Source organism: Burkholderia sp. MSMB1498 (assembly GCF_001526245.1).
Taxonomy (GTDB): Bacteria; Pseudomonadota; Gammaproteobacteria; order Burkholderiales; family Burkholderiaceae; genus Burkholderia; species Burkholderia savannae.
Map to the genome: position 1 here is coordinate 103,790 of NZ_LOYJ01000066.1, position 26,760 is coordinate 130,549.

Below are 26,760 nucleotides of genomic sequence, written 5' to 3' on the forward strand. Positions count from 1 at the left end.
TGTGATCCGGGAATTCAGTTCGACGCGTGCTGCGCGGAGGCGGCGCTCGCCGATGCGGGCGCGGGCGCGGCGAGCCGCGTGCCCGTCGCGTCGAAGCCGCCGCCGAGCGCTTTCACGAGGCCGATCTGCATGTCGCGCCGGCGCATCTTCAGGTTCGTCACCGTCTGCTCGGCGGCGAGCCGGCTGCTGTCCGCGTTCAGCACCTGCAACTGCGGCGACAGGCCCGCCTTGTAGCGGATCACGGCGAGCTCGTACGCGCGCGTCGACGCGTCGAGCGCGCGCTGCGCGTCGCCCATTTGCGTGTCGATCGAGCGGATCGACGCGACTTGCGTCGCGACGTCGTTGAACGCGCCGATCAGCGTCTGGTTGTAGTTCGCCACCGACAGGTCGAAGTCCGCATAGCGGCCCTTCAACTGCGCGCGCAGCGCGCCGCCGTCGAATATCGGCAGGTGGATCGCCGGGCCGAACTGCGCCTGGCGGCTCGCGAAGTTCAGGAATTTGCCCCAGCCGAAGGCGTCGAAGCCGAAGCCCGCGGCGAGGTTGATGTCCGGATAGAACTCCGCCTTCGCTTCCTTCACGTCGTGCATCGCCGCCTCGACCTGCCAGCGCGCGGCGACGATGTCCGGGCGGCGCGACACGAGATCGGCGGGCAGGTTGTCCGGCAGCGCGACCGCGCCGCCCGGGCTCAGCACCGGCTGCGCGATCTGCAGCCCGCGGTCCGGGCCCTTGCCGAGCAGCGCGGCGAGCTGATAGCGGAGGTTCGTGATCTGGCCGTCGAGATCGGACAGCGCCTGCTGACTCGTCGCGACGTTGCCGCGCGCGGTCTGGCGCTCGACGTTGGTGTCGAGGCCCGCGCCGACGCGATCGTCGGTGATCTTGCCGACCGTCTGCCGGTTCGAGATCTCGCGCCCGGCGATGTCGCGCAGCGCGTACAGCTGCGCGAGCTGGTTGTAGGCGCGCGCGACCGACGTCGCGAGCGTCACGCGCGCCTGCTGCATGTCGGCCTCGGCGGCCTTTTCCTGCGACACGGCCGCATGCAGGCGCGCGCGGTTCTTGCCCCACAGGTCGAGCTCCCACGACGCGCTCGCGAGCGCGTTGTTCTCGCTGTACCACTGGCCGCCGAACGGCGGCGGGAAGAGAGCGTTGCCCGAGTACAGCTCGCGGGTCCACGAATACTTGGCGTCCGCCTGCGGCAGGAGCGTCGAGCGCGACGTCTCGATGTACGACGAGGCCTTCGCGATTCGCGCCTGCGCCTGCGCGATCGTCGGATTGCCTTCGAGCGCCTCGTCGATCAGCTTCGGCAGTTGCGGGTCGCCGAACTGGTTCGCCCAGTCGAGCGACGGCCACTGGCCGCCTTGCGCAGGCAGGCTCTGCGCGCTTTCGAACTGCGTCGCGGGGGCGAGCGCCTTGTCGCTCTTGATGCCGAAATAGTTCGCGCATCCCGCGAGCGCGAGCGCGGCGACCGCGACGGCCATGGCGGTCCGGCAAGCGGACAACGGGAAGGTCTTCATTGCTGGGTTTCCTGACTCGGAATCTGATTCGGCGTGAATAGTGGACACTGCAAGGATTTCCTTACATTTATCTGTCTGAATTACTTGTTGCGGCAATATTTACGACAGGGTTCCGCTCGTGCCCGGGCATTCGCCCGAATTCACGAGAATGCGGCGCAGCATGCTCTTCAGGAAACCGACTTCCTCGGGCGTGAAGCCGTCGAGCACCTGATCGAGCACGCTGCGGAAGATGGCCGGCATGCGCTTCGTGAGCTCGCGCCCCTCGTCGGTCAGTTCGAGCCGCACGACGCGCCGGTCCTCGCTGCTGCGCACCCGCTGCAACAAGCCGCGCTTCTCGACGCGGTCGAGCAGGCGTGTGATCGCGCTCGCGTCGATGCCGTATTCGCGTGCGAGTTCGGCCGCCGTCGAGCACTTGCCGACGGCGAGCATGAACAGCATCGTCGCCTGCGTGCCGGTAATGCCGAGTTCGGTCTGCGTGCGCTGCGTGATCATGTTCGTCATCAGCGATTTCACGCGCGACATCAGGTAGCCGACGCTATCGTTGATCTGGTACAGGGACAGATCCAGGTCGTGCTGCGAGGAAGAGGGAGCCGACATAAATTCTCTGAAGCTGCAATAGTTGACTAGGCATCAGTATAGGCGCGATTTAGTTGCTGCGGCAAATGTTAATTGAAGCGCGATTTGGTTGCAGGACTGCAAAAATGGCCCTGACGCGAGTGGGTTCATCGGCATCCGGGCAACCGCGCGCGCGGTTGCCCGGATGCCGCGTCGCAACGGACGGCTCAGTCCGCGACATCTTGACGTGCTATAATTTGTGGCTTTCCAAGCTGCAAGTCGCGCGCGCATCGGGCAACGGTGCGCGCGCGTTTGCGCGTTCCATCCGTTTTCAGGTTTCTATGACCCGCGCCCTTCGCAACATCGCCATCATCGCCCACGTCGACCACGGCAAGACGACGCTCGTCGACCAACTGCTCCGCCAGTCCGGCACCTTCCGCGAGAACCAGCAGGTCGCAGAACGGGTGATGGATTCGAACGACATCGAAAAAGAGCGCGGGATCACGATTCTCGCGAAGAACTGCGCGGTCGAATACGAAGGCACGCACATCAACATCGTCGACACGCCGGGGCACGCGGACTTCGGCGGCGAAGTGGAGCGCGTGCTGTCGATGGTCGACTCGGTGCTGCTGCTCGTCGACGCGGTCGAGGGCCCGATGCCGCAGACGCGCTTCGTCACGAAGAAGGCGCTCGCGCTCGGCCTGAAGCCGATCGTCGTCATCAACAAGATCGACCGTCCGGGCGCGCGCATCGACTGGGTGATCAACCAGACGTTCGACCTGTTCGACAAGCTCGGCGCGACCGAAGAGCAGCTCGACTTCCCGATCGTCTACGCGTCGGGCCTGAACGGCTACGCGTCGCTCGACCCGGCCGCGCGCGAAGGCGACATGCGCCCGCTGTTCGAAGCGATCCTCCAGCACGTGCCGGTGCGCCCGGCCGACCCGGAGGCGCCGCTGCAACTGCAGATCACGTCGCTCGACTATTCGACGTACGTCGGCCGGATCGGCGTCGGCCGCATCACGCGCGGCCGCATCAAGCCGGGCCAGCCGGTCGTGATGCGCTTCGGCCCGGAAGGCGAGGTGCTGAACCGCAAGATCAATCAGGTGCTCTCGTTCCAGGGCCTCGAGCGCGTGCAGGTCGAGGCGGCCGAGGCGGGCGACATCGTCCTCATCAACGGGATCGAGGATGTCGGCATCGGCGCGACGATCTGCGCGGTCGACGCGCCCGAAGCGTTGCCGATGATCACCGTCGACGAGCCGACGCTGACGATGAACTTCCTCGTCAATTCGTCGCCGCTCGCGGGCCGCGAAGGCAAGTTCGTGACGAGCCGCCAGATCCGCGACCGCCTGATGAAGGAGCTGAACCACAACGTCGCGTTGCGCGTGAAGGACACGGGCGACGAAACGGTGTTCGAGGTGTCGGGCCGCGGCGAGCTGCACCTGACGATTCTCGTCGAGAACATGCGCCGCGAAGGCTATGAGCTCGCGGTGTCGCGTCCGCGCGTCGTGATGCAGGAAATCGACGGCGTCAAGCATGAGCCGTACGAACTCCTGACGGTCGACCTCGAGGACGAGCATCAGGGCGGCGTGATGGAGGAGCTCGGTCGCCGCAAGGGCGAGATGCTCGACATGGTGTCGGACGGCCGCGGCCGCACGCGCCTCGAATACCGGATTCCGGCGCGCGGCCTGATCGGCTTCCAGGGCGAATTCCTGACGCTCACGCGCGGCACGGGCCTGATGAGCCACATCTTCGATGCGTACGCGCCGGTCAGGGAAGGTTCGGTCGGCGAGCGCCGCAACGGCGTGCTGATCTCGCAGGACGACGGCGCGGCCGTCGCCTATGCGCTGTGGAAGCTGCAGGATCGCGGCCGCATGTTCGTGAAGCCGGGCGACGCGCTCTACGAGGGCATGATCATCGGCATCCACAGCCGCGACAACGATCTCGTCGTGAACCCGATCAAGGGCAAGCAGCTGACCAACGTGCGCGCGTCGGGCACCGACGAGGCGGTGCGCCTCGTGCCGCCGATCCAGATGTCGCTCGAATACGCGGTCGAATTCATCGACGACGACGAGCTCGTCGAAGTGACGCCGCAGTCGATTCGCCTGCGCAAGCGTCACCTGAAGGAGCACGAGCGCCGCCGCGCGAGCCGCGAGGCCGAGGCCGGCTGAGCGTTCGGCGGGCGGCCCGCCCGCGCGCGTTTCGCACGGCATTCGCCGTGCATCGGAAGGCCGCCTTCGGGCGGCTTTTTCGTATCCGCGCGAAGGGGCGGGCGCGCCGTTTGTAAAACAGTGTTGCGCGGTGCCGGCGGAATCGCCGCGACCGGCGCGAAAGCCCGTCTGGACGGGCTTTCAGGGCGCTATCGCCGCGTTCGCCGCAGGTTTTTTTGTGCTATGCTGCGCGCACGCAAGTTTTAGGTCCTTCCAAGCAAGACTTGATTCGCGCAATCCGCTAAACGGTCAGGCCGTGTCGCGGAAGGTTGAGTAACCCGCTATTTCTCGAGAAGCTCGAAGAAAGGTGAGCGTCAAATGTCAGATGTAATGAAGCAGTTCCAGCTGAACTCGTATTTGTTCGGCGGCAATGCTTCGTATGTTGAAGAACTGTACGAAGCCTATTTGGATAACCCGGCGTCGGTGCCGGATAACTGGCGCGAATATTTCGACGCGCTGCAGAACGTCCCCGCAACCGACGGTTCGAACGCGAACGACGTGGCTCACAACCCGATCGTCGAGTCGTTCGCCCAGCGCGCGAAAGCCAACGCTTTCATTCCGCGCGAAAGCGGTGCCAATCTCGCCACCGCCCGCAAGCAAGTCCACGTTCAGTCTCTCATCAGCGCGTATCGCTTCCTCGGCTCGCAATGGGCCAACCTCGATCCCCTGAAGCGCCGCGAACGCCCCGCGATTCCCGAGCTGGAACCCGCGTTCTACGATTTCTCCGAAGCCGACCTCGACCAGACGTTCAGCGCGAGCAACCTGTATTTCGGGTTCGAGCAGGCGTCGCTGCGCGACATCGTCAAGGGGCTGCGCGACACGTACTGCGGCACGATCGGCGCCGAGTACATGTACATCAGCGATCCCGAGCAGAAGCGCTGGTGGCAGGAGCGCCTCGAGTCGACCCGCGCGACGCCGAACTTCTCGGCTGACGAGAAGAAGCACATCCTGAACCGCCTGACGGCCGGCGAAGGCCTCGAACGCTACCTGCACACGAAGTACGTCGGCCAGAAGCGCTTCTCGCTCGAAGGCGGCGAGAGCTTCATCGCGGCGATGGACGAAGTCGTCCAGCACGCGGGCTCGAAGGGCGTGCAGGAAATCGTCATCGGCATGGCGCACCGCGGCCGGCTGAACGTGCTCGTGAACACGCTCGGCAAGATGCCGGCGGATCTCTTCGCCGAATTCGAAGGCAAGCACGTCGACGACCTGCCGGCAGGCGACGTGAAGTACCACAAGGGCTTCTCGTCGGACATCGCGACGCAAGGCGGCCCGGTGCATCTGTCGCTCGCGTTCAACCCGTCGCACCTCGAAATCGTGAACCCGGTGGTCGAAGGTTCCGCGAAGGCGCGGATGGATCGCCGCGGCGACGCCGACGGCCTGCAAGTGCTGCCCGTGCAGATTCACGGCGACGCGGCGTTCGCCGGCCAGGGCGTCGTGATGGAAACGCTGAACCTCGCGCAGACGCGCGGCTACGGCACGCACGGCACGCTGCACATCGTCATCAACAACCAGATCGGCTTCACGACGTCGGACCCGCGCGACGCGCGCTCGACGCTGTACTGCACGGACGTCGTCAAGATGATCGAGGCGCCGGTGCTGCACGTGAACGGCGACGATCCGGAAGCGGTCGTCCTCGCGACGCAGATCGCGATCGACTACCGGATGCAGTTCCACAAGGATGTCGTGATCGACATCGTCTGCTTCCGCAAGCTCGGCCACAACGAGCAGGACACGCCGGCCGTCACGCAGCCGCTGATGTACAAGAAGATCGCGCAGCACCCGGGCACCCGCGCGCTGTACGCGGAGAAGCTCGTGCAGCAGGGCGTGATCACGGCCGAAGAAGGCGACGGCTTCGTGAAGGCGTACCGCAAGGCGATGGACGACGGCCATCACACGGTCGATCCGGTGCTGTCGAACTACAAGAGCAAGTACGCGGTCGACTGGATGCCGTTCCTGAACCGCAAGTGGACGGACGCGGCCGACACCGCGGTGCCGCTCGCCGAGTTGAAGCGCCTCGGCGAACGCATCACGACGGTGCCGGAAAACTTCAAGGTTCACCCGCTCGTCGAGCGCGTGATCAACGATCGCCGCAACATGGCGCGCGGCGATCAGCCGCTCGACTGGGGCATGGGCGAGCATCTCGCGTACGCGTCGCTCGTCGCGTCGGGCTACGCCGTTCGCCTGACGGGCCAGGACTCGGGCCGCGGCACGTTCACGCACCGTCACGCGGTGCTGCACGACCAGAACCGCGAGCGCTGGAACGACGGCACGTACGTGCCGCTGCAGAACATCTCGGAAGGCCAGGCGAAGTTCAACGTGATCGACTCGGTGCTGTCCGAAGAGGCGGTGCTCGGCTTCGAATACGGCTACTCGACCGCCGAGCCGAATACGCTCGTGCTGTGGGAAGCGCAGTTCGGCGATTTCGCGAACGGCGCGCAGGTCGTGATCGACCAGTTCATCTCGTCGGGCGAAGTGAAGTGGGGCCGCGTGTCGGGTCTCACGATGCTGCTGCCGCACGGCTATGAAGGCCAGGGGCCGGAGCACTCGTCGGCGCGCATCGAACGCTATCTGCAGCTGTGCGCGGAGCACAACATGCAGGTCGTCCAGCCGACGACGCCCGCGCAGATCTTCCACCTGCTGCGCCGCCAGATGATCCGCCTGTTCCGCAAGCCGCTCATCGTCGCGACGCCGAAGTCGCTGCTGCGCCACAAGGAAGCGGTGTCGGACCTGTCGGAGCTCGCGAAGGGTTCGTTCCAGCCGGTGCTGGGCGAAGTCGACGGCGGCATCGACGCGAAGAAGGTCAAGCGCGTGGTCGCGTGCTCGGGCCGCGTGTATTACGACCTCGTCGCGCATCGCCGCGAAGCGAAGGCGAACGACGTCGCGATCATCCGGATCGAGCAGCTGTATCCGTTCGCGCACAAGCAGTTCGAAGCGGAAATGAAGAAGTACGAGAACGCGACGGAAGTGGTCTGGGTGCAGGACGAGCCGCAAAATCAGGGGCCGTGGTTCTACGTCGAACACCACCTGAAGGAAGGCATGAAGGAAGGGCAGAAGCTCGCGTACAGCGGCCGCCCGGCTTCCGCCTCGCCGGCTGTCGGCTATTACGCGAAGCACTACGAGCAGCAGAAGGCCCTCGTCGAAGGCGCATTCGGCCGCTTGAAGAGCGCATCGATCGCGAAATAAAGAGGCGTAGCGAAGCGGGAAGGCGCGATGCGCTTTCCCGCGCGCTTTCGACCGCAGGCGCCGCGCGCCGCGACACTCGACAGCGCTCGCAGACGCCTCGTCGTTACCCAGATTAAGCATCCAGGAAATTCACATGGCTATCGTAGAAGTCAAAGTCCCCCAGCTCTCCGAATCGGTTTCGGAAGCGACCATGCTGCAGTGGAAGAAGAAGCCCGGCGAGGCCGTCGCGCAAGACGAAATCCTGATCGAGCTCGAGACCGACAAGGTCGTCCTCGAAGTGCCGGCGCCCGCCGCGGGCGTGCTCGCGCAAGTGCTGCAGAACGACGGCGACACGGTTGTCGCCGACCAGGTGATCGCGACGATCGACACCGAAGCGAAGGCAGGTGCCGCCGAAGCGGCGGCAGGTGCAGCCGAAGTCAAGCCGGCGGCGGCGCCCGCCGCAGCCGCACCGGCGCCGGCCGCGCAGCCGGCCGCCGCGACGGCGTCGAGCTCGGCGGCGGCATCGCCGGCCGCGTCGAAGCTGCTGGCCGAGAAGGGCCTGTCGGCCGGCGACGTCGCAGGTTCGGGCCGCGACGGCCGCATCACGAAGGGCGACGCGCTGGCCGCAGGCGCGCCGAAGGCCGCACCGGCTGCCGCACCGGCTGCCGCACCGGCGAAGCCGTCGCTGCCGGAAGTGAAGGTGCCGGCGTCGGCGACGACGTGGCTCAACGACCGTCCGGAGCAGCGCGTGCCGATGTCGCGCCTGCGCGCACGCATCGCCGAGCGTCTGCTCGAGTCGCAGCAGACCAACGCGATCCTGACGACGTTCAACGAAGTGAACATGCAGCCCGTCATGGATCTGCGCGCGAAGTATAAGGACAAGTTCGAGAAGGAGCACGGCGTGAAGCTCGGCTTCATGTCGTTCTTCGTGAAGGCCGCCGTGCACGCGCTGAAGAAGTTCCCGCTCGTGAACGCGTCGATCGACGGCAACGACATCGTCTATCACGGCTACTTCGACATCGGCATCGCCGTCGGCTCGCCGCGCGGCCTCGTGGTGCCGATCCTGCGCAACGCGGATCAACTGAGCCTCGCCGACATCGAGAAGAAGATCGCCGAATTCGGCCAGAAGGCGAAGGACGGCAAGCTGTCGATCGAGGAAATGACGGGCGGTACGTTCTCGATCTCGAACGGCGGCGTGTTCGGCTCGATGCTGTCGACCCCGATCATCAACCCGCCGCAGTCGGCCATCCTCGGCGTGCACGCGACGAAGGAGCGCCCTGTCGTCGAAAACGGCCAGATCGTGATCCGTCCGATCAACTATCTGGCGCTGTCGTACGACCACCGGATCATCGACGGCCGCGAAGCGGTGCTGTCGCTCGTCGCGATGAAGGACGCGCTCGAAGATCCGGCGCGCTTGCTGCTCGACCTGTAAGCACGCTTTTCACACCGTATCGAACCGCTTCGGCGGGCCGCGCGGGCGCCCATTGCGAGGCGCCTGCTCGGCTTGCCGGAGCCAAACCAAAGGATTGTCATGTCGAAGGAATTTGACGTCGTCGTGATCGGCGCGGGCCCGGGCGGCTACATCGCCGCGATCCGCGCCGCGCAACTGGGCAAGACCGTTGCCTGTATCGAGAAATGGAAGAACCCGGCCGGCACGCTGAAGCTGGGCGGCACGTGCCTGAACGTCGGCTGCATCCCGTCGAAGGCGCTCCTCGCTTCGTCGGAGGAGTTCGAGAACGCGCAGCACCACCTCGCCGACCACGGCATCAGCGTCGACGGCGTGAAGATCGACGTCGCGAAGATGCTCGCGCGCAAGGACGCGATCGTCGAGAAGATGACGGGCGGGATCGAGTTCCTGTTCAAGAAGAACAAGATCACGTGGCTCAAGGGCCACGGCAAGTTCACCGGCAAGACCGATGCCGGCGTGCAGATCGAAGTGAGCGGCGAGGGCGAAACCGAAGTCGTCACCGCGAAGAACGTGATCATCGCGACGGGCTCGAAGGCGCGTCACCTGCCGAACGTGCCCGTCGACAACACGATCGTCGCGGACAACGAAGGCGCGCTGACGTTCGACACGGTGCCGAAGAAGCTCGCCGTGATCGGCGCGGGCGTGATCGGCCTCGAGCTCGGCTCGGTGTGGCGCCGCCTCGGCGCCGAAGTGACGGTGCTCGAGGCGCTGCCGGCGTTCCTCGGCGCGGCCGACGAAGCGCTCGCGAAGGAAGCGGCGAAGCTGTTCAAGAAGCAGGGCCTCGACATCAACCTCGGCGTGACGATCGGCGAAGTGAAGACGAGCGCGAACGGCGTGTCGATCGCGTACACGGACAAGGACGGCAACGCGCAGACGCTCGACGCCGACCGCCTGATCGTGTCGGTGGGCCGCGTGCCGAACACCGACGACCTCGGCCTCGAGTCGATCGGCCTGAAGGCGAACGAGCGCGGCTTCATCGACGTCGACGACCACTGCCGCACCGCGGTGCCGAACGTCTACGCGATCGGCGACGTCGTGCGCGGCCCGATGCTCGCGCACAAGGCGGAAGACGAAGGCGTGCTCGTCGCGGAAGTGATCGACGGCCAGAAGCCGCACATCGACTACAACTGCATTCCGTGGGTGATCTACACGCACCCGGAAATCGCGTGGGTCGGCAAGACGGAGCAGCAACTGAAGGCCGAAGGCCGCGAGATCAAGTCGGGCAAGTTCCCGTTCTCGATCAACGGCCGCGCGCTCGGCATGAACGCGCCGGACGGCTTCGTGAAGATGATCGCGGATGCGAAGACCGACGAGCTGCTCGGCGTGCACGTGATCGCCGCGAACGCGTCGGACCTGATCGCGGAAGCCGTGGTGGCGATGGAGTTCAAGGCGGCGTCGGAAGACATCGCCCGCATTTGCCACCCGCATCCGTCGATGTCCGAAGTGATGCGCGAAGCGGCGCTCGCCGTCGACAAGCGCTCGCTCAACAGCTAAGCGCGAAAACGCAGCACCGCGCGCCGGCCGTCGCGGCCGGCGTCGCTGTCTCTCGGCGAAGGCGGGCGGGATTTCCCGCTCGCCTTCATTTTTGCCGGTTTGCATGATGAACGTCACCGAATACTACGAGCACGAGCTGAAGACGCGCGGCTATCAGTCCGATGCCGCGCAGCGCGCCGCGGTCGAACGCCTGCAGCGCTGCTACGCCGAATGGGTCGCCTACAAGGCGCGTCGCTCGAATGCGTTCAAGAAACTCGTCATACGCCCGGATTTGCCGCGCGGCGTCTACATGTGGGGCGGCGTCGGGCGCGGCAAGAGCTTCCTGATGGACAGCTTCTATGCGATCGTGCCGGTGCAGCGCAAGACGCGGCTGCATTTCCACGAGTTCATGCGCGAGGTGCATCGCGAGCTCGAAGAGCTGAAAGGGCAGGCCGATCCGCTCGACGAGCTCGCGCGCCGGATCGCGAAGCGCTACCGGCTCATCTGCTTCGACGAATTTCACGTGTCCGACATCGCCGACGCGATGATCCTGTACCGGCTGCTCGACCGGCTGTTTTCGAACGGCGTGCAGTTCGTGATGACGTCCAATTACGACCCGGACGATCTGTACCCCGACGGCCTGCATCGCGACCGGATGCTGCCCGCGATCGCGCTTCTGAAGGACAGGCTCGACGTGCTGAACGTCGACGGGGGCGTCGACTATCGGCAGCGCACGCTCACGCAGGTGCGGATGTATCACACGCCGCTCGGCGCGGACGCCGATCGCGCGCTGCGCCATGCGTTCGGCCAGCTCGCCGCGGTGCCGGACGAGAGCCCGATCCTGCACATCGAAAAGCGCGAGATCAAGGCGCTGCGCCGCGCGGACGGCGTCGTCTGGTTCGATTTCGCGACGCTCTGCGGCGGCCCGCGCTCGCAAAACGATTATCTTGAGCTCGCGAGCCGCTTTCACGCGATCGTGCTGTCGGAAGTGCCGCAGATGTCGCCGCGGATGGCGTCCGAAGCGCGCCGCTTCACGTGGCTCATCGACGTGCTGTACGACCACAAGGTGAAGCTGCTGATGTCGGCCGCGGTGGCCGCGGAAGATCTGTACATCGAAGGACCGATGGCGAACGAATTCAGCCGCACGGTCTCGCGGATCGTCGAGATGCAGTCGAAGGAGTATCTCGAGGCGCCGCGCCGCCTGATCGATACGTCGCTCACCTGATCCGAACCGCCGGGGCGGCGGGCGCGCATCGCGCCTCGCGCGCCCCGAATGACCCGACCCGAATTCGAAAAGCGCGTCAGACGGTTAACTTCGGTTAATTCGGTATTAACTATTCTTAAATCGGCGCGCGCCGTGTTTCCAACGCCGGCTCGTCTCGATATCGTTGCGCCATGTTCTTCATGAACGGAGAAACACATGACGCCGTATCGCGATATAACCGATGAGGAGTGGCAGCGCGTCGCTCCCTTGCTGCCCGAGCTGCGCCCGCGCAAGGAGATGCGCGGCAGACCGCTCGCGGATACGCGCGCGGTGCTCAACGGCGTGCTGTGGGTGATCTACAGCGGCGCGAACTGGTCGGCGATGCCGCGCCGTTTTCCCGCATATCAGACGTGTCATCGCCGCTTCAAGGCGTGGCACGAATCGGGTGCGTTGAAGCGCGTGCTCGTCGAATTGTTCGGCGCGGAGAGCGAGGATCTGTGCGAGCTGATGACGATGCGCATGCGCACGCATGCGCGCTCGAAAGCGGCTCACGCGCGCAGCGTCGCAGCGTCGACGACATCGACCGCGCCGCGTCTCGATTGCACGCTCGAGCACGTCGTCTGACGCGACGCGGGCAGCATGCCGCGCGCATGAAAAAACCGGCCTGGCGCAAACGCACAGGCCGGTTTTGTTTTCGTCGCTCGGCGCTCGCTCGCGAGACCCGGCGCGCGAGCGGCAATGTCGGCGCGACGAGGCCGACGTGCGAGGCGCGTTACTGCGCGCGCATCCAGGTCTGCGAGCGGCCGAGCAGCGACACGCCGATGTAGCCGCGCACGACGAGCTTCTGGCCGCCTTCCTCGAGCGTCATCTTGCACTTGTAGACCTTGCCGTTTTCCGGGTCGAGGATGTTGCCGCCGTCCCAGCCTTCGCCTTCCTTCTTCATCGCCTTGATGATCGTCATGCCCTTGATCAGCTGATCCTTGCGCTCGTCGGAGCACGCGGTGCAGCGGCGATCCGGCGTGTCGTTCTCGCCGAGGCCCTTGACGACCTTGCCCGACAGCTCGCCGCTCGCGTCTTCGCTGATCTGCACGAGCGCCTTCGGCTTGCCCGTGTGGTCGTCGATCGTCTGCCACGTGCCGATGGGGCTGTTCGCTTGAGCGAATGCGCTCGCGGCGCATGCGAGCAGCGCGCCTGCCACGGTGAACGAGCGCAGTGAACGAGTCATTTGAAACATGTCTTCCTCCTTGGATCGCACGATGTCGTTTTCGTCGGCTCGCGGGCCGTTTGCGTCGAACGGCGTTGCATGCGAGCTGTGCGCAGAATACGTGAATCTGCGCATCGCGTTTGATACAAGTGCTTCTAATCGAAGCACCGATGCGAAATGAAAAACTGAAAACGCGCGCGGCCCGCCGGATCTCGACGGGCCGCGTGAGCGCAGCGGGAAGGGCGCGAGCGCGTCAGTAGAGCTGATACGAGAACGATGCGTTCACGCGCGGGCTGCGCGACGCGCTTTCGATCGGCGCATCGCCGACGGGTTTCGCGATCGACACGTCAAGATTGTAGAAGCGGCTGTCGGTCAATCGCACGCCGAGCGCGACCGACGACAGGCGGTGCGGCACCGGCGTGCCCGAATGCAGATACACGCGCGCCATGTCGTACGCGACGTATGGCGTGATGCTCTTCAGGTACGTGAAGCCCGGCGCGAATGCGCGATTGAGCTCGAGCGACGCGCCCCATCCCGAATCGCCCGACGTCTCGCCCGGTTGATAGCCGAGCGCGAAGCGCTGCGCGCCGAACGAGATCTGCTCGGTGGTCGGCAGCGAATCCGGGCTGTACTGGCCGGTGAGCTGCACGGTCGAGCCGATCTTGAACGGCCACTCGTTCGTCTGCACGAAGGTCGCGCCGGTGCGCACGAACGTCGTCGACGCGGGATTCGTCGCGACGACGCCCGGGATGTTCGTGATGCCCGATTTCGACGCGCCGAGAATGTCGAACGCCTTCGCGACATTGAAGCTCAGCTTCTGCACTTGTTTCGGCTGCACGCTCGTGTAGTCGAGCTGCATTTGCAGCACGCGCACCTGCGAGCGCGTGCCGATCATCGCGCCGGTGATCTGGTTCTGGTAGCGATCCTCGCTGTGCGACGCATAGCCCGACACCGTGCCGAGCAGACTGCGCTGATTGCTCAGCATCAGCGGATACGATGCGGACAGGCCGAGCTTGTCGTTGATCACGGTGCGCTGGACGTTCGGCAGCACGGTCTGGTCGACGGACGGATTGCCGCGGTAGTGGCTCGCGTCGAGGCGCGTGACGAGGCCGTTGCTGCCGATCGGCACGGCGCCGCTAAACGACACGTACGTCTGGTTGTTCGGCCCCTTCGGGAACAGCGCGGAGATGCTCATCTGCTCGCCGAGCGACGTGAGGCCGTTCTCGGTCATCGTGAAGAGCCCCTGCAGACCAGGGTTGTTCGTATTGAGCCCCGCGCTCACGTTGAACGGCTTGCGATCGACATTCAGCTCGAGCGTCGTCGCGCCGTCGGTGTTCTGCGGCGGCGGCACGTTCGCCTTGACGGCCACGCCGGGCAGCAGGCCGAACGTGTTCACGTAGCGCTCGAACGTCGCGCGGCGCAGCGGCCGATCATCCATGATGTGCGCGGCGATCGCGCGCACCTTCGGTTCCATCGCGCCGGGCCGGCCGGTGATCTTCACGTTCGCGACGTAGCCTTCGACCACCGTCACGCGCACGGCGCCGCCTTCGAACGTCTGCGCGGGGATGAACGCGAACGAGAGGGCGTAGCCGCGCTCCTGATACAGCTTCGTCACGCCGTTCGCCGTCTCGATCAACTGGCCGATCGTGATGTCCTTGCCGACGAGCGGCGTGAAGCGCTGCGAGATCTCTTCGAACGGAATCGACTTGACGCCTTCGACCTGGAACGAGGTCGGCGTCAGATGCCGCGCGAGCAGCGCCTGCACCTGGACTTCCTGCGGCGCGACCTGCACGGTCACGCTCGGCCGCTGAGGAGTGTTGATCTGTGGCAGCGCTTCGAGCGGGTTGCCGCCCGAGCGGCTCTGCGCATGCGCGGCACCGGCGGCCGCGACGAGCGCGAGCAAGAGCATCCAAGATTCGTGTCTGGATTTCATTGTGATTCCTCGTGGGCCTCTTTGTGCTTGTGATCTTCTAATGTCGATGCGCGGCGTTTGGCGCGCCGCGCATCGTGGTCTTCCGTTGTTCTAATCCGACTGCCACCACGCCGCGCGCTCCTTGCCGGAAGGAGCGCGCGGTACTTCGCATCACTTACCAAAGCTGCCCAGCGTGCCGAGCGCGCCCGTCACGGGAGCGAGGAGCCCCGTCGTCGAGCCGCTCGCCGTCGACGACGACGTGGCGCCGGACAACGTGCCCGTGACAGTATTCAGCAAACTGGTAACGGGCGCGAGCGGGTTTGTACTAGCACCCGTGCCGCCGCTCGCGAGGCTCGTGATCGGCGCAAGCGGGTTGCTCGCGCCGCCCGACGTCGTGCCGCCGCCGAGCGCGCCGGTCGGCAGCGCGCCGCCGCCGAGGCTCGACAGCAGGCCGTTCAGCGGGCTGCCGAGCGTCGAGCCCGAGCTCGAACCCGAGCCGCTCGCGACCGTCGCCGTCGAGCCGCCGACGAGGCTCGTGATGAGACCGGGGATCGGCGCCGCGCCGTTCGGTGCGGCCGGATTGACGAGGCCGCCCGCGTTCGTCACGGTGTTGCCGAGCGTCGACACGAGCTGGCCGACGTCGCCGACCACCGGCTGCGACGACGTGCCCGCGATCTGAGTGCCGGCCGAGCTGATCGCGCCGCCGACCTGCTGCAGCAGGCCCGACACCGGCTGGCCGACGCCCGTCGTCGTGCCCACCGTCTGCGTGACCTGGCCCGCCGTGATGACGAGCGGCGTGACCGCCGAGCTGATCGGTTGCGTGATCTGCTGGACCGGGCCCGTCGACAGCGCGTTGCCGAGCATCGTGCCGGCCGCGTTCACGCCGTTCGCCGCCGTCGCGAGCGCACCCGCGACGGGCGTCGTGACGGGCGAGAGCGGCGCGAGCGGGCCGGTGCCGAGCGCCTGCACCGTCTGGCTTGCGCCTTGCACGGTATTGCTCGCGGCGCTCACGACGTTGCCGAGGCCCGCGACCGTCGTGCCGACCGGATTCTGCGTCGAGCCGATCTGGCCGAGGCCGTTGCTGATCGCGTCGGCGGCGGCGTTGACGATGCCGCCCGTGCTGCTCACCGTCGCGCCGACGCCTTGCGTGACGCCGCTGCCGAGGCCCGGCACGCTCGTCGAGCCGACCGTGTTGCCGATATCGGTCGCGGTCTTGCCGAGCGTGTTGACGACGCCGGACGTGCCGGTCGTGGTCGTCGTCGGGTTGTTCGGGTTGGTCGGCGTCGTGTTGTTGCCGCTGCCGCCGTTGTTCGCGGACGGCGGCGCGGTGACGTCGCTGCCGCCGCACGCGGCGAGCACGCACGCGGCCGCGAGCGCGGTGAGCGGAACGCGCCAGGCCGCGACCGCGAACGACGGGACGAAACGTTTCTGGTTCATGATGTTCTCCTCGCTGTCTCTTCTCTGATGCTGGACGGGCGCCCGCCCTGTTGGGCGGACGGGCGCCTGCCTGTTACTTCTTGATGCCGCCGAGCAGGCCGCCGACGAGCGACGTAACGGGCGACAGCAGGTTGGTCGTGCCGCTCGCGCCGGTGCTCGTGCCCGTCAGCGGCGCGGTGAGGCTCGCGACCGGATTCGTCGCGGTCGACGTCGAGCTCGTCGCCGGTGCCGCCGTTGCCGCGCCGCTCAGCGCGCCCGTCGCGGTCGACACGAGGTTCGTGATCGGGGCAAGCGGGCTCGTCGACGTCGTCGCGCCGCCCGTTGCGCCCGTGAGCGCGCCGGTGACGGTCGACACGAGGCCCGTGACGGGGGCGAGCGGGTTGCTCGAGCCCGTCGTGCCGCCGGTTGCGCCCGTGAGTGCGCCGGTGACGGTCGACACGAGGCCCGTGACGGGGGCGAGCGGGTTGCTCGAGCCCGTCGTGCCGCCGGTTGCGCCCGTGAGCGCGCCCGTGACGGTCGACACGACGTTCGTGAGCGGCGCGAGCGGGGTGCCCGAAGTTGCGCCGCTCACGCCGCTCAGCGTGCCCGTCAGGCCGCCGACCGCGGCCGTGATCGGCGCGAGCGGATTCGTCGAACCGGTGCCGCCCGTCAGCAGGCCGCCGACCGACGTGATCGTGTTGCCGGTGGCCGACACGGTCTGGCCGAGGCCCGTCGTGACCGGGTTGTTGCCCGTCTTCGAGATCAGCGCGCCGGCCTGGTTCAGGCCGCCGCCGATCGTGCCGAGCAGCGTGTTGACGGGCGCGCCGAGGCCCGTCACGTTGCCGACCGTTTGCGTCGCGCCCGTGACCATCGACGTGATCGGCGTGATCGCGGAGCTGACCGTCTGCGTCAGTTGCTGGACGGGGCCCGTCGACAGCGCGGTGGTGAGCGTCGTGCCGCCCGCGGTGATCGCGTTGCCGAGCGTGCTGACGGCGCCGCCGAGCGGCGACGTGAGGGGCGACAGCGGCGCGAGCGGGCCCGTGCCGAGGCTCGTGACGAGATTGCCCGTCTGCGTGACGGCACCGCCCAACTGGCTGACCACGCCGCCCGTGCTCGCGACGGTCGTGCCGATCGGATTGGTCGACGAGCCGAGCTGGCCGATGCCGCTCGTCACGCCCGAGCCGAGCGCGCCGACCGCGCCGCCGAGGCTCTGGACGACGCCGCCGAGCGCCTGCGTCGTCTGCGGGTTCACGCCGGGCAGCGCCTGGCTGCCGACGACGGTGCCGAGGCCCGACACGGTCGAGCCGGCGCCGCTGATGATGCCGCCCGCGTTGCCGGCGACCGTGCCGAGCGCGTTGACGCTCGACGAAGTCGACGTGCCGCCCGAGGTCGAACCGCTGCCCGACGTGGAGCCGCCGCCGGAGGTCGAGCCGCCGCCGCCCGACAGGCCGCCCGTCGAGCCGGCGCCGCCGCTGCCGCCGGAACCCGAGCCGCTCGAGCCGCTCGTGCCGCCCGAACCCGAACCCGAACCCGAACCCGAACCCGAACCGTCGCCCGTCGTGGAAATCGCGTTGCCGCCGCCGGAGCCGGAGCCCGAGCCGTCGAGGCCCTTGCTGATCGTGCCGGAACCGCCGCAAGCGGAAAGGGAGAGCATGGCTGCCACGGTGGCCGCGATCAAAGTCGTCCGGAGCGTGCCATGAGAAATGGTCTGAATATTCATCATCGTCCTCGCATTGGTGTGTTGTCTGTTCATTGGTGTGCTGCCCCTGCGGACGACTTCTCTGCAACTGGCGTGCCATTTCGCTGGACGGTCTTTTCGGTGCGTGAGGAGATGGCCAGCAAACCCTTGTCGGTAAAGGATTTGAGGCGAACGGGAGGTTTCGGGTGATGAAGGGGAAGGCGCGTGCGGCGGGCGTGTTTTTATGTGTTCGTAACGTAACGCCGCGCGCTTTGCGTTACGCGTGCGGCGTAACGTGCGACAAATGCAGGGCACGATTCATCGATATTTGAATCGTCTGATTTACTAATGGATTAGATATGTAGATCTAACCTATCGTAAGTCCTTATGGGTAAGGGCTACCGATAGGCCGTAAAAATAAGCGTGCGCGCTGTCATAATGTCTGATCAAAATTGACAAAGATGTGGAACGAAAAAAAGTTCGGATATATGATGCGCCCGTGCGTAATTTGTACGACATAGTACATCAGGGAATACGAGGAGGGAGCCGCCGACATGAATGTTAACTTGTATCAAATTGTTAGAAACTCTTGAAAAAAGAGTTATAACCAAACCGCCCGAGCCGGCATTAAAGTCGGACTGGCGGGGCAAGGTCGGCCGATAGCGAAAAGCAAGGCCAGTGAAGACTCAAGGCACGAGGATCAACATGAAACAACTGATGAAGCGCTTCCTTAATGAGGACGCAGGGGTAACCGCGATCGAATACGGGTTGATCGCGGGTCTCATCGCGGTGGCCATCGCGACGACCGTCGGCACGCTCGGTACCGATCTGAGCGCGCTGTTCAGCACGATCGCCAGCAAATTGCCAGCGGCTTGACTTTCACATCCAATTGCGCGTTATCACGAATTGCGGATTGCTTCGGCAATCCGCAAACGTTGCTGGGCGGCCGGGGTTGAAATGATTCACCTCTTCAGTATTGGATTCTTTTTCGCCTGGACTGCGGCCGTTGCAATTTCCGATTGTCGCGATCGCCGTATTTCCAACGAATTGGTGCTTGTCGGTCTTGCCGTCGTTATCATTTTTACAGTCTGCCGACAAAACCCATTCAATACGACGTTGACAGGCGCATTGATCGGCGGGGTAGTCGGCCTGGTTTCGCTTTTTCCGTTTTTCGCGCTGCGCGTGATGGGTGCCGCGGACGTCAAGGTATTCGCGGTGCTCGGCGCGTGGTGCGGCCTGTCGGCGCTGCCGTGGCTGTGGATCGTCGCGAGCGTCGCGGCGGGCATTCACGCGCTCGGCCTCATGTTCCTGAGCCGCACGCCGTTCGGCTCGCTCGGCCGCAGCGGCGCGCCCGCGTTCGCGCTCGGTGCGCACCGCTCCGCGCCTTATGCGGCGTTTCTCGTCGCGCCCGCCGCCGCGTGGCTCGTCTACCTGATTCACACCGGAGGCACGCGATGAAGCGCGCGCTCGGGCGGTTCGCGTCGTTACGGCGCCAGCGCGGCGCGACCGCGGTCGAATTCGCGATCCTGTTTCCCGTCTTCTTCATGATCCTCTACGGAATCATCACGTACGGGATGATCTTCGCCGCGCAGCAGAGCCTGACGCTCGCCGCGACGGAGGGCGCGCGCGCGGCGCTCAACTACCAGGTCGCGCAAACGCCCGCGGCGGCGCTCGGCCTGCGCGCCGCGGCCGCGTGCACGGCCGCGAACAACCTGACGGGCTGGCTGTCGGGCGCGACGTGCTCGACCTCGCAGAATTTCACGTGCTCGTACGACTCGACGATGTACTGCATCCAGGTGACGGTCACGTATCCGTACGCGGCCAATCCGCTCGTGCCGACGGTCGCGCTCTTCAACGCGGTGCTGCCGACGGCGCTGACGAGCCAAGCGACGGTGCAGATCAACCCGACGAACATTATATGAACGCGATCGACTAGGCCGGGCCGCCGCGCCGCGCCGCGCGCCGGCGGCCTTCTCCAACGACTTCTCTTGCGCTGCACTGATAACAACCATGGCCAATCACTTGACCAAGATCGTCGCGGGGCTGCTGATCGGGATCGCGATCCTGCTCGGCATTTACGCGTGGCTGCTCGGGCGCAAGCCCGCGCCCGCCGCGCCGGTTGCCGCGCCCGCCGTTGCCACGGCGATGGTGCCCGTCGTCGTCGCGAAGCGCGCGCTGCCGGCCGGGCAGCCGATTCCCGCCGATGCGCTGAAGGTGCAGCAGACGCCGACGCCGATCGCGGGCGCATTCCCGAATCCGATGCTCGTCACGGGCCGCATCCCCGCGAGCGACATCGTCGCGCAGGCGCCCGTGCTCGAGAGCGAGCTGATGTCGGGGCTCGCCGACCAGATCGCGCCGGGCGAGCGCGCGATCGCGATCAAGGTCGACGACACGAACGCGGTCGGCAATCGGCTGCGGCCCGGCAACTTCGTCGACGTGTTCGTGAATCTGAAGCGCGAAGCCGGCTTCGGCTCGAACGGCTCCGAGATCACGCGATCGCAGGCGCGGCTGCTGCTGTCGCGGGTGCGCGTGCTGTCGTTCGGCGATGCGACGACCGATCGCGACGGCTCGCCGGGCCCGACGGGCGCGGGCGCGCGCACCGCGGTGCTCGCCGTGCCGACCGCGCAGGTCGACGCGCTCACGCTCGCCGAAGCGAGCGGCCGGCTCGTGCTCGCGCTGCGCAGCCCGCGCGACGAGGACGTCGCCGCGCAGACGGTCGCGATGCGCGCATCGAGCGCGGGTGGGCCTTCGAATCAGGCGGCGGGCGGGCTCGTGCTGGGCGAGCTGTCGGGCAGCGGCGGCGTGCCGGCGCAGACGCCGCGCGCGGCGCCCGCGCGGGTGGCCACGGCGGCGGCCGCGCCGCGCGCGGGCGGCAGCATCGAAGTGATTCGGGGTGGGCGGGCCGAGACGGTCGCCTATTGATCGACGAGTGGATTCGAACAGTGACGGCAGGGAGAGGGCCGGCTCGCGCCGGTCTCCGACACGATGAAAAATAAACTGATTGCATGGGCGATGGCGTTCGGCGTGTTGCTGTCGTTCGCCGCGCGGGCGGCGCAGATGGGGACGATCGAGCTCGCGACGGGCGCGCAGCGGCAGATTGCCGTCGGGCGCGGCGTGCAGCGGGTCGCGGTGGGCGATCCGAACGTCGCGGACGTGCTCGTCGTCAAGGGCGGGCGCGGCGGCGTGCTGCTCGTCGCGAAGGCGGCCGGCTCGACGAGCCTGATGGTGTGGGAGCGCGGCCGCGACGAGCCGGCCGTGTACACGGTCGACGTCGTGAGCGGCGCCGCGCGCGAGCTCCTCGATTCCGGCTCGCCGAGCGTGAAGGCGTACAACGGCACGGCGGTCGTGTCCGGCTCGGCCGCGACGCTCGACGCGCATGCGCGCGCGCTCGCGCTCGGCAAGGGGATGGCCGGCAAGGACGGCGGCGTCGTCGACGCGTCGACGGTCGGCGGCAAGAGCGTGGTGCAGGTCGACGTGCGCGTCGTCGAGTTCAGCCGCTCGGTGCTCAAGCAGGCGGGCCTGAACCTCTTCAAGCAGAACAACGGCTTCACGTTCGGCTCGTTCGCGCCGTCCGGCCTCGCGTCGGTGACGGGCGGCGGGACGTCGTCGATGTCGGTGTCGGCGAACATCCCGATCGCCTCCGCGTTCAATCTCATCGTCGGCTCGGCGACGCGCGGCCTCTTCGCCGACCTGTCGATCCTCGAGGCGAACAACCTCGCGCGCGTGCTCGCGCAGCCGACGCTCGTCGCGCTGTCCGGGCAGAGCGCGAGCTTTCTCGCGGGCGGCGAGATTCCGGTGCCGGTGCCGCAGGGGCTCGGCACGACGTCGATCGACTGGAAGCCTTACGGCGTCGGCCTCACGCTGACGCCGACCGTGCTGAGCCCGCGCCGGATCGCGCTCAAGGTCGCGCCGGAGTCGAGCCAGCTCGACTTCGTGCATTCGATCACGCTCAACGGAATCACGGTGCCCGCGCTCACGACGCGCCGCGCGGACACGACGGTCGAGCTCGGCGACGGCGAGAGCTTCGTGATCGGCGGGCTGATCGATCGCGAAACGACGTCGAACGTCAACAAGGTGCCGTTCCTCGGCGACCTGCCGATCATCGGCACGTTCTTCAAGAATTTGAGCTATCAGCAGAACGACAAGGAACTCGTGATCATCGTGACGCCGCATCTCGTCGCGCCGATCGCGAAGAACGCGTCGCTGCCCGCGACGCCCGGCGAGCTGTCCGAGCAGCGCGACGGTCCCGTGTGGCGGTCGTATCTCGGCGGCGTGCTGTCGCCGGACGCGGGGCCGGGATTCTCGAAATGAGTGCGCGACGTCACGACAGCGCGAGCGCCGCCACGCGGCGCGCAACCGGGATGCTTCATCATGAACGCGAGAACACTATCTTTGGCTGAGCCCGCCGTCACCGACTACTTCGTCTGTGCGTCGCTCGAGGGCGAGCATGTGCGCTGGCTCGCGCAGACGCTCGTTTCGGCGGGCGCGGTGGAGGCCGCGCCGCTCGAGCCGGCGGCGCTCGCTCAGCGGATCGCCGGGCTCAATCCGGTGCTCGTCTTCGTCGATTTCTCGGGCGGCCACGCGCAGGCGGCGAGCGCCGTGGCGGCGGCCGTGCGCCTGTCGCATCCGGGGCTGCCGATCGTCGCGCTCGGCTCGCTCGGCGAGCCGGAAAGCGCGCTCGCCGCGCTGCGCGCGGGCGTGCGCGACTTCATCGATTTTTCCGCGCCCGCCGAGGATGCGCTTCGGATCACGCGCGGGCTGCTCGACCACGTCGGCGACCAGCCGAGCCGCCACGGCCGGCTGATCGCGCTCCTCGGCGCGCGCGCCGGGATGGGCGCGAGCACGCTCGCCGCGAACCTGTCGGTGCTGTTGCAGCGGCGCTCGGCCGCGCAAGGGCGGCAGACGGCGCTCATCGATCTCGGGCTGCCGGCGGGCGACGGCGCGCTGTTCCTCAACACGCGCTGCGAATTCGATTTCGTCGAGGCGGTGCGCAACCTGCGCCGCTTCGACCGGACCTTCGTCAACACGGCGCTCGCGCGCCACGCGAGCGGCGTCGCGCTGACGTCGCTGCCGCCGAACCTCGCCGGGCTGCGCGACGTGTCGTACGCGTCGTGCGTCGGGCTCCTGAACCGCCTACGTGCGTTCTTCGACTACCAGATCGTCGACTTGGGCGGCTTCTCGAACCGCGATTTCGTCGTGCAGACCGCGAACGCGGCCGACGAATCGTGGCTCGTGTGCGACCAGGGCGTCGCTTCCATCGTGTCGGCCGTCGAGCTGCTCGAGTCGCTGCGCGACGCGGGCGTCGATACCGACAGTGTGCGTCTCGTCGTCAACCAATACGATCCGGCGCTCGGCCTCGCGCCCGCGCAGATCGCCGAGCGCCTCGGCCTCGCGCTCGCCGCGACGTTGCCGTCGCGGCGCGTGCCGGTCGGGCATGCGGCCAATCAGGGCAAGCTGATTGTCGACGTTGCCGAGCGCGATCCGTACGTGCGCGCGCTCGAGCCGCTCGTCGAGTGCGCGACGGGCGGCTCGGGGGCCGCCGCATCGCGTCCGGCGAGCGGTCTTTCCGCGCTCAGGCGCTTCATTCAACCCACCTCCAAGCGGTCGTAAGAGATGGCACACGACATTCAATTTGCCGACGGGGCGACGCCGTTCTCGCAAACGCAGCAGTTCCACGACATCAAGAACGCCGCGCACGAACATCTGCTGACGCGCATCGAGGAGCTGGGCGCGGAGTTCGGGCGCTGGTCGCGGCAGGCGATCAACCAGTTCGTCGATCTCGAGATCGACAGCTTCGTGAGGCTGCGCCGCATTCCGCTCAACGAAAACGAAGTGCGCGCGGTCGCGCAGGCGCTGACGAAGGAGCTCGCGGGCTTCGGCCCGATCGAGGACCTGCTCGCCGATCCGCACGTCGAGGACATCCTGATCAACGGCTACAGCGACGTGTACGTGTCGAAGCACGGGATACTGGCGAAGCTGCCCGTGCGCTTCACCGACAACGCGCACCTGCTGCGGATCGTGCGGCGCATCCTCGCGCCGATCGGCCGGCGGCTCGACGAGTCGAATCCGATGGTCGACGCGCGGCTGCCCGACGGCGGGCGCGTGAACGTCGTGATCGAGCCGCTGTCGATCGACGGCCCCGTCGTGTCGATCCGCAAGTTCCGCAAGGACCCGCTGAAGCCCGCCGATCTGCTCGCGAACGGCACGTTCAACGACGAAATCGGCACGCTGCTCGAGGCCGCGGTCGCGGCGCGCTGCAACATCCTCGTGTCGGGCGGCACGAGCTCGGGCAAGACCTCGCTCCTGAACGCGCTCGCGTTCCACATCCCCGAGGCCGAGCGCGTCGTGACGATCGAGGACACGGCCGAGCTGTCGCTCAACCACCCGCACGTCGTGCGGCTCGAGAGCCGGCCGGGCGGTTTCGACGGCACGGGCGTCGTGACGATCCGCGACCTGCTGCGCAACACGCTGCGAATGCGGCCCGACCGGATCATCGTCGGCGAAGTGCGCGGCGGCGAGGTGCTCGAGATGATGCAGGCGATGAACACGGGCCACGACGGCTCGATGGGCACGATCCACGCGAGCTCGCCGCGCGAATGCCTGTACCGCCTCGAGATGCTCGCCGGCTTCGCGGGCTTTCAGGGCACCGAATCGAGCCTGCGCCGGCAGATCGCGAACGCGGTCGACTTCATCGTGCAGATCGGGCGGCTGTCGAACGGGCGGCGGCGCATCCTGTCGGTGACCGAAGTGACGGGGCTGTCCGACAACATCATCGCGACGCAGGAGCTCTATCGCTACGAGCCGCGCGTGAACGCGGACGGCGACGAGACCGACGCGTGGGAGTCGCTCGGCATCCATCCGCATTCGCCGAAGCTCGCGCGCTTCAGGCAGGCGCTCGCGGGCGGCGGCTTCGGCGGCGAGCCGTTCGGCCGCGGCGGGGGCTTCAATGTCTAGCGCGGCGCTTTGGGCGCTCGCGCTCGCGCTGCTGTGCGCGGCCGGGGCGCTCGCGCTGTGGCGGCGCGGCGAGGCGACCAAGGAGCGCGCGCACGCGGCGCGCTACATCGACAGCCGGCTCGAGCCCGGCGCGCGCCCGGGCGCGCCGCCGAAGGCGCCGCTCGCGGGCGAGCCCAAGCGCGCGGCCGCGGCGGGCGACGCGCCGGGCGCGAAGCCCGCCGAGGGCCTCACGCGGTGGCGCGAGCGCGTGGCGCACGCATGGCTCAACGTGTCGAACCGCGCGGGCGTGCCCGAGATCCGCACGCCGCTCGTCGCACTCGTCGCGGCGACGGGCGTCGCGGCGCTGTGGATGGGCCTGCGCGCCGGCTGGCTCGCGGCCGTCGCGGTGCTCGTGGCCGGCGCGACGCTCGTGCTGTTCTGGCTCGTGTCGCGGATACAGAAGCGGCGCATGCAGATCGTCCGGCAACTGCCGTCGTTCCTCGACGGCATCGTGCGGCTCGTCACGCTCGGCAACAGCGTGCCCGCCGCGTTCCAGGCGACGCTGCAGACGACCGAGGCGCCGCTGCGCGGCTGCCTCGACCACGTGTCGCGGATGCTGCGCTCGGGCGTCGAGATCGATCGCGCGATGGTCCACATCGCGGCGCTCTACCGGATCAAGGAATTCGAGCTCGTCGGCTCGGTGCTGCGGCTGTCGGTCAAGTACGGCGGCCGCGCGGACGTGATGCTCGACCGGATGGCCGTTTTCATGCGCGACCTCGAGCAGGCGGAGCGGGAGCTGATCGCGATGTCGGCGGAGACGCGGCTGTCCGCGTGGGTGCTCGGCCTGCTGCCGATCGGCCTCGGCAGCTTCGTGATCGCGACCAACCCGAAATATTTCAGCACGATGTGGCTCGATCCGTCAGGCCGGCAGCTCGTGTATCTCGCGTTCATGTTGCAGATCGCCGGCGGCTACTGGCTGTACCGGCTGGCCCGATTGAGGTGACGACGATGGACCCCAGCCGTCTCGGCGCAATCGCGCTCGTTCTCGGCGCGCTCGGCGTGCTGCTGCTTGCCGTGCTCGCGATCATGCGGATCGTGCTCGCGCAGCGCTCCGATCGCGCGCTCGCCGACGCGCTCGGCCAGCGCGCGGCCGCGCTGGAGGCGGCCGTCGCGCGCACGACGGCGCGCGCCGCGCCAGCCGGCGGCGCGGCGCGCGCGAGCGCAGCGGAAGAGCCGGCGCCGGTCGCGCGCCGTGCGCGCTTCGCGACGCTGCTCGACCGCGCGGGCACGTTCGGCATGCGGATGCTCGACACGCGGCTCGGCAAGCAGATCGTCGCCGACGAGGACCGGATGCTGCTCGAGCAGTGCGGCTATGTCGACGCGCACACGCGCGGCATCTTCCTCAGCGCGCGGATCGCGTGCGCCATCGCGCTGCCGGCCGCCGCGGCGATCGTCGGCGGCGAGACGGTCCGCACGCATCTGAGCGCGTGGGTCGCGATGTCCGTCATCGCCGGCTTCATGCTGCCGAAGATCCATGTGCGCCGCCGTGCGGCGGCGCGCCGCCAGTCCGTCGTCGACGAGATGCCGCTCCTCGTCGACATGCTGCGGCTGCTGCAGGGCGTCGGGCTGTCGCTCGACCAGAGCATCCAGGTCGTCACGAACGATTTCAGGGGGATGCTGCCGGTGCTGTCGTCGGAGCTCGCGATCGCCCAGCGGCAGTTCGCCGCGGGCCGGGCGCGCGAGCAGTCGCTGCAGCGCCTCGCGACGAGCTTCGACAACGAGGACCTGCGCGCGATCGTGCGCCTGTTGATTCAGGTCGACAAGCACGGCGGCGCGGTGCAGGAACCGCTCAAGCAGTTCGGCGACCGGCTGCGCGAAGTGCGGCGCGCGATGCTGCGCGAGCGGATCGGCCGGCTCACCGTGAAGATGACGGGCGTGATGATTCTCACGCTGCTGCCCGCGCTCTTCATCGTGACGGCGGGGCCGGGGATGCTCGCCGTGACGCATGCGCTCACGGCCGCGCGCCGTTGACCACAT

The 26,760-nt window shown here is 67.4% G+C and carries 22 protein-coding genes and 1 pseudogene; 16 read left to right on the forward strand and 7 right to left on the reverse strand.

What is annotated here, in order from left to right; translation table 11 throughout:
- Positions 1–14 precede the first annotated feature (14 nt).
- The 3 genes and pseudogenes from WS91_RS12705 to WS91_RS37315 form a co-directional block, all read right to left on the reverse strand.
- A complete protein-coding gene (locus WS91_RS12705) occupies positions 15–1,511 on the reverse strand; it encodes an efflux transporter outer membrane subunit (RefSeq protein WP_059575138.1) in 1,497 nt (498 codons plus the stop codon).
- A gap of 99 nt (positions 1,512–1,610) precedes the next feature.
- Positions 1,611–2,108: a MarR family winged helix-turn-helix transcriptional regulator gene (locus WS91_RS12710; protein WP_038743254.1), complete on the reverse strand. Its 498-nt coding sequence runs from the start codon at positions 2,106–2,108 to the stop codon at positions 1,611–1,613.
- 208 nt (positions 2,109–2,316) lie between these two features.
- Positions 2,317–2,455, reverse strand: a pseudogene (locus WS91_RS37315) (pyridoxal-dependent decarboxylase).
- Here WS91_RS37315 and typA point away from each other — a divergent pair.
- From typA to WS91_RS12740, 6 genes are all read left to right on the forward strand, one after another.
- Positions 2,408–4,234 (forward strand): translational GTPase TypA, encoded by a 1,827-nt coding sequence (typA, locus tag WS91_RS12715; protein WP_038743252.1) that lies wholly within the window; start codon positions 2,408–2,410, stop codon positions 4,232–4,234. The pseudogene WS91_RS37315 and the gene typA overlap by 48 nt on opposite strands.
- A gap of 357 nt (positions 4,235–4,591) precedes the next feature.
- The gene (locus tag WS91_RS12720) at positions 4,592–7,456 is read left to right on the forward strand and encodes a 2-oxoglutarate dehydrogenase E1 component (RefSeq protein ID WP_038743250.1); all 2,865 of its coding nucleotides are present in this window, start codon (positions 4,592–4,594) and stop codon (positions 7,454–7,456) included.
- A 133-nt stretch (positions 7,457–7,589) separates the two neighbouring features.
- A complete protein-coding gene (gene odhB / locus WS91_RS12725) occupies positions 7,590–8,867 on the forward strand; it encodes a 2-oxoglutarate dehydrogenase complex dihydrolipoyllysine-residue succinyltransferase (RefSeq protein ID WP_059670367.1) in 1,278 nt (425 codons plus the stop codon).
- Positions 8,868–8,966: 99 nt separating this feature from the next.
- Positions 8,967–10,397: a dihydrolipoyl dehydrogenase gene (gene lpdA, locus WS91_RS12730; protein ID WP_038743246.1), complete on the forward strand. Its 1,431-nt coding sequence runs from the start codon at positions 8,967–8,969 to the stop codon at positions 10,395–10,397.
- Positions 10,398–10,503: 106 nt separating this feature from the next.
- The gene (gene zapE, locus WS91_RS12735) at positions 10,504–11,601 is read left to right on the forward strand and encodes a cell division protein ZapE (RefSeq protein WP_038743349.1); all 1,098 of its coding nucleotides are present in this window, start codon (positions 10,504–10,506) and stop codon (positions 11,599–11,601) included.
- 195 nt (positions 11,602–11,796) lie between these two features.
- A complete protein-coding gene (locus WS91_RS12740; protein WP_038743244.1) occupies positions 11,797–12,204 on the forward strand; it encodes a transposase in 408 nt (135 codons plus the stop codon).
- Positions 12,205–12,352: 148 nt separating this feature from the next.
- Here WS91_RS12740 and WS91_RS12745 read toward each other — a convergent pair whose 3' ends face one another.
- The 4 genes from WS91_RS12745 to WS91_RS12760 all read right to left on the reverse strand — a co-directional run bounded on the left by WS91_RS12745 (position 12,353) and on the right by WS91_RS12760 (position 17,832).
- Positions 12,353–12,814 (reverse strand): DUF2147 domain-containing protein, encoded by a 462-nt coding sequence (locus WS91_RS12745; RefSeq protein ID WP_038743347.1) that lies wholly within the window; start codon positions 12,812–12,814, stop codon positions 12,353–12,355.
- A gap of 223 nt (positions 12,815–13,037) precedes the next feature.
- Positions 13,038–14,693: a ShlB/FhaC/HecB family hemolysin secretion/activation protein gene (locus WS91_RS12750; protein WP_186448587.1), complete on the reverse strand. Its 1,656-nt coding sequence runs from the start codon at positions 14,691–14,693 to the stop codon at positions 13,038–13,040.
- A gap of 174 nt (positions 14,694–14,867) precedes the next feature.
- Positions 14,868–16,133, reverse strand: coding sequence for a collagen-like triple helix repeat-containing protein (locus tag WS91_RS12755; protein WP_038743240.1), 1,266 nt, complete (start codon positions 16,131–16,133; stop codon positions 14,868–14,870).
- Positions 16,134–16,206: 73 nt separating this feature from the next.
- Entirely contained in the window at positions 16,207–17,832 is a 1,626-nt protein-coding gene (locus WS91_RS12760) for a collagen-like triple helix repeat-containing protein (RefSeq protein ID WP_059670422.1), read from the reverse strand.
- Between WS91_RS12760 and WS91_RS36805 the strand changes: the two genes are divergently transcribed.
- The 10 genes from WS91_RS36805 to WS91_RS12805 all read left to right on the forward strand — a co-directional run bounded on the left by WS91_RS36805 (position 17,809) and on the right by WS91_RS12805 (position 26,754).
- Positions 17,809–18,000: a hypothetical protein gene (locus WS91_RS36805; RefSeq protein WP_161788621.1), complete on the forward strand. Its 192-nt coding sequence runs from the start codon at positions 17,809–17,811 to the stop codon at positions 17,998–18,000. The genes WS91_RS12760 and WS91_RS36805 overlap by 24 nt on opposite strands.
- Positions 18,001–18,468: 468 nt before the next feature.
- Positions 18,469–18,666 (forward strand): Flp family type IVb pilin, encoded by a 198-nt coding sequence (locus tag WS91_RS12765; RefSeq protein ID WP_161788620.1) that lies wholly within the window; start codon positions 18,469–18,471, stop codon positions 18,664–18,666.
- An 81-nt stretch (positions 18,667–18,747) separates the two neighbouring features.
- Positions 18,748–19,248 carry an A24 family peptidase gene (locus WS91_RS12770; protein ID WP_059575131.1) on the forward strand — a complete coding sequence of 167 codons (501 nt, stop codon included), beginning with the start codon at positions 18,748–18,750 and terminating at the stop codon, positions 19,246–19,248.
- Positions 19,245–19,712 (forward strand): TadE/TadG family type IV pilus assembly protein, encoded by a 468-nt coding sequence (locus WS91_RS12775; protein ID WP_038743235.1) that lies wholly within the window; start codon positions 19,245–19,247, stop codon positions 19,710–19,712. The genes WS91_RS12770 and WS91_RS12775 overlap by 4 nt, the downstream gene beginning before the upstream one ends.
- Positions 19,713–19,800: 88 nt before the next feature.
- Positions 19,801–20,712: a Flp pilus assembly protein CpaB gene (gene cpaB, locus WS91_RS12780; protein ID WP_059575129.1), complete on the forward strand. Its 912-nt coding sequence runs from the start codon at positions 19,801–19,803 to the stop codon at positions 20,710–20,712.
- A gap of 63 nt (positions 20,713–20,775) precedes the next feature.
- The gene (locus WS91_RS12785; protein ID WP_038743231.1) at positions 20,776–22,101 is read left to right on the forward strand and encodes a type II and III secretion system protein family protein; all 1,326 of its coding nucleotides are present in this window, start codon (positions 20,776–20,778) and stop codon (positions 22,099–22,101) included.
- Positions 22,102–22,161: 60 nt separating this feature from the next.
- Positions 22,162–23,400 (forward strand): fimbrial protein, encoded by a 1,239-nt coding sequence (locus tag WS91_RS12790; protein ID WP_059575127.1) that lies wholly within the window; start codon positions 22,162–22,164, stop codon positions 23,398–23,400.
- Positions 23,401–23,403: 3 nt separating this feature from the next.
- Positions 23,404–24,744, forward strand: a complete 1,341-nt coding sequence (locus WS91_RS12795) for a CpaF family protein (protein ID WP_038743227.1) — start codon at positions 23,404–23,406, stop codon at positions 24,742–24,744.
- On the forward strand, positions 24,737–25,726 hold the full coding sequence (locus WS91_RS12800) for a type II secretion system F family protein (protein ID WP_038743225.1): 990 nt from the start codon (positions 24,737–24,739) through the stop codon (positions 25,724–25,726). The genes WS91_RS12795 and WS91_RS12800 overlap by 8 nt, the downstream gene beginning before the upstream one ends.
- A gap of 5 nt (positions 25,727–25,731) precedes the next feature.
- Positions 25,732–26,754 (forward strand): type II secretion system F family protein, encoded by a 1,023-nt coding sequence (locus WS91_RS12805; protein ID WP_038743223.1) that lies wholly within the window; start codon positions 25,732–25,734, stop codon positions 26,752–26,754.
- Positions 26,755–26,760 lie beyond the last annotated feature (6 nt).

Bases quoted from the DNA above. Each gene is read 5' to 3' on its own strand.
- typA (WP_038743252.1), top strand. From the start codon at position 2,408: ATGACCCGCGCCCTTCGCAACATCGCCATCATCGCCCACGTCGACCAC.
- WS91_RS36805 (WP_161788621.1), top strand. From the start codon at position 17,809: ATGAGAAATGGTCTGAATATTCATCATCGTCCTCGCATTGGTGTGTTG.
- lpdA (WP_038743246.1), top strand. From the start codon at position 8,967: ATGTCGAAGGAATTTGACGTCGTCGTGATCGGCGCGGGCCCGGGCGGC.
- WS91_RS12755 (WP_038743240.1), bottom strand. From the start codon at position 16,133: ATGAACCAGAAACGTTTCGTCCCGTCGTTCGCGGTCGCGGCCTGGCGC.
- WS91_RS12790 (WP_059575127.1), top strand. From the start codon at position 22,162: ATGAACGCGAGAACACTATCTTTGGCTGAGCCCGCCGTCACCGACTAC.
- WS91_RS12800 (WP_038743225.1), top strand. From the start codon at position 24,737: ATGTCTAGCGCGGCGCTTTGGGCGCTCGCGCTCGCGCTGCTGTGCGCG.
- cpaB (WP_059575129.1), top strand. From the start codon at position 19,801: ATGGCCAATCACTTGACCAAGATCGTCGCGGGGCTGCTGATCGGGATC.
- WS91_RS12750 (WP_186448587.1), bottom strand. From the start codon at position 14,693: ATGCTCTTGCTCGCGCTCGTCGCGGCCGCCGGTGCCGCGCATGCGCAG.
- WS91_RS12775 (WP_038743235.1), top strand. From the start codon at position 19,245: ATGAAGCGCGCGCTCGGGCGGTTCGCGTCGTTACGGCGCCAGCGCGGC.
- WS91_RS12745 (WP_038743347.1), bottom strand. From the start codon at position 12,814: ATGTTTCAAATGACTCGTTCACTGCGCTCGTTCACCGTGGCAGGCGCG.
- WS91_RS12760 (WP_059670422.1), bottom strand. From the start codon at position 17,832: ATGAATATTCAGACCATTTCTCATGGCACGCTCCGGACGACTTTGATC.
- odhB (WP_059670367.1), top strand. From the start codon at position 7,590: ATGGCTATCGTAGAAGTCAAAGTCCCCCAGCTCTCCGAATCGGTTTCG.
- WS91_RS12740 (WP_038743244.1), top strand. From the start codon at position 11,797: ATGACGCCGTATCGCGATATAACCGATGAGGAGTGGCAGCGCGTCGCT.
- WS91_RS12770 (WP_059575131.1), top strand. From the start codon at position 18,748: ATGATTCACCTCTTCAGTATTGGATTCTTTTTCGCCTGGACTGCGGCC.
- WS91_RS12705 (WP_059575138.1), bottom strand. From the start codon at position 1,511: ATGAAGACCTTCCCGTTGTCCGCTTGCCGGACCGCCATGGCCGTCGCG.
- WS91_RS12805 (WP_038743223.1), top strand. From the start codon at position 25,732: ATGGACCCCAGCCGTCTCGGCGCAATCGCGCTCGTTCTCGGCGCGCTC.
- WS91_RS12785 (WP_038743231.1), top strand. From the start codon at position 20,776: ATGAAAAATAAACTGATTGCATGGGCGATGGCGTTCGGCGTGTTGCTG.
- WS91_RS12710 (WP_038743254.1), bottom strand. From the start codon at position 2,108: ATGTCGGCTCCCTCTTCCTCGCAGCACGACCTGGATCTGTCCCTGTAC.
- WS91_RS12720 (WP_038743250.1), top strand. From the start codon at position 4,592: ATGTCAGATGTAATGAAGCAGTTCCAGCTGAACTCGTATTTGTTCGGC.
- zapE (WP_038743349.1), top strand. From the start codon at position 10,504: ATGAACGTCACCGAATACTACGAGCACGAGCTGAAGACGCGCGGCTAT.
- WS91_RS12795 (WP_038743227.1), top strand. From the start codon at position 23,404: ATGGCACACGACATTCAATTTGCCGACGGGGCGACGCCGTTCTCGCAA.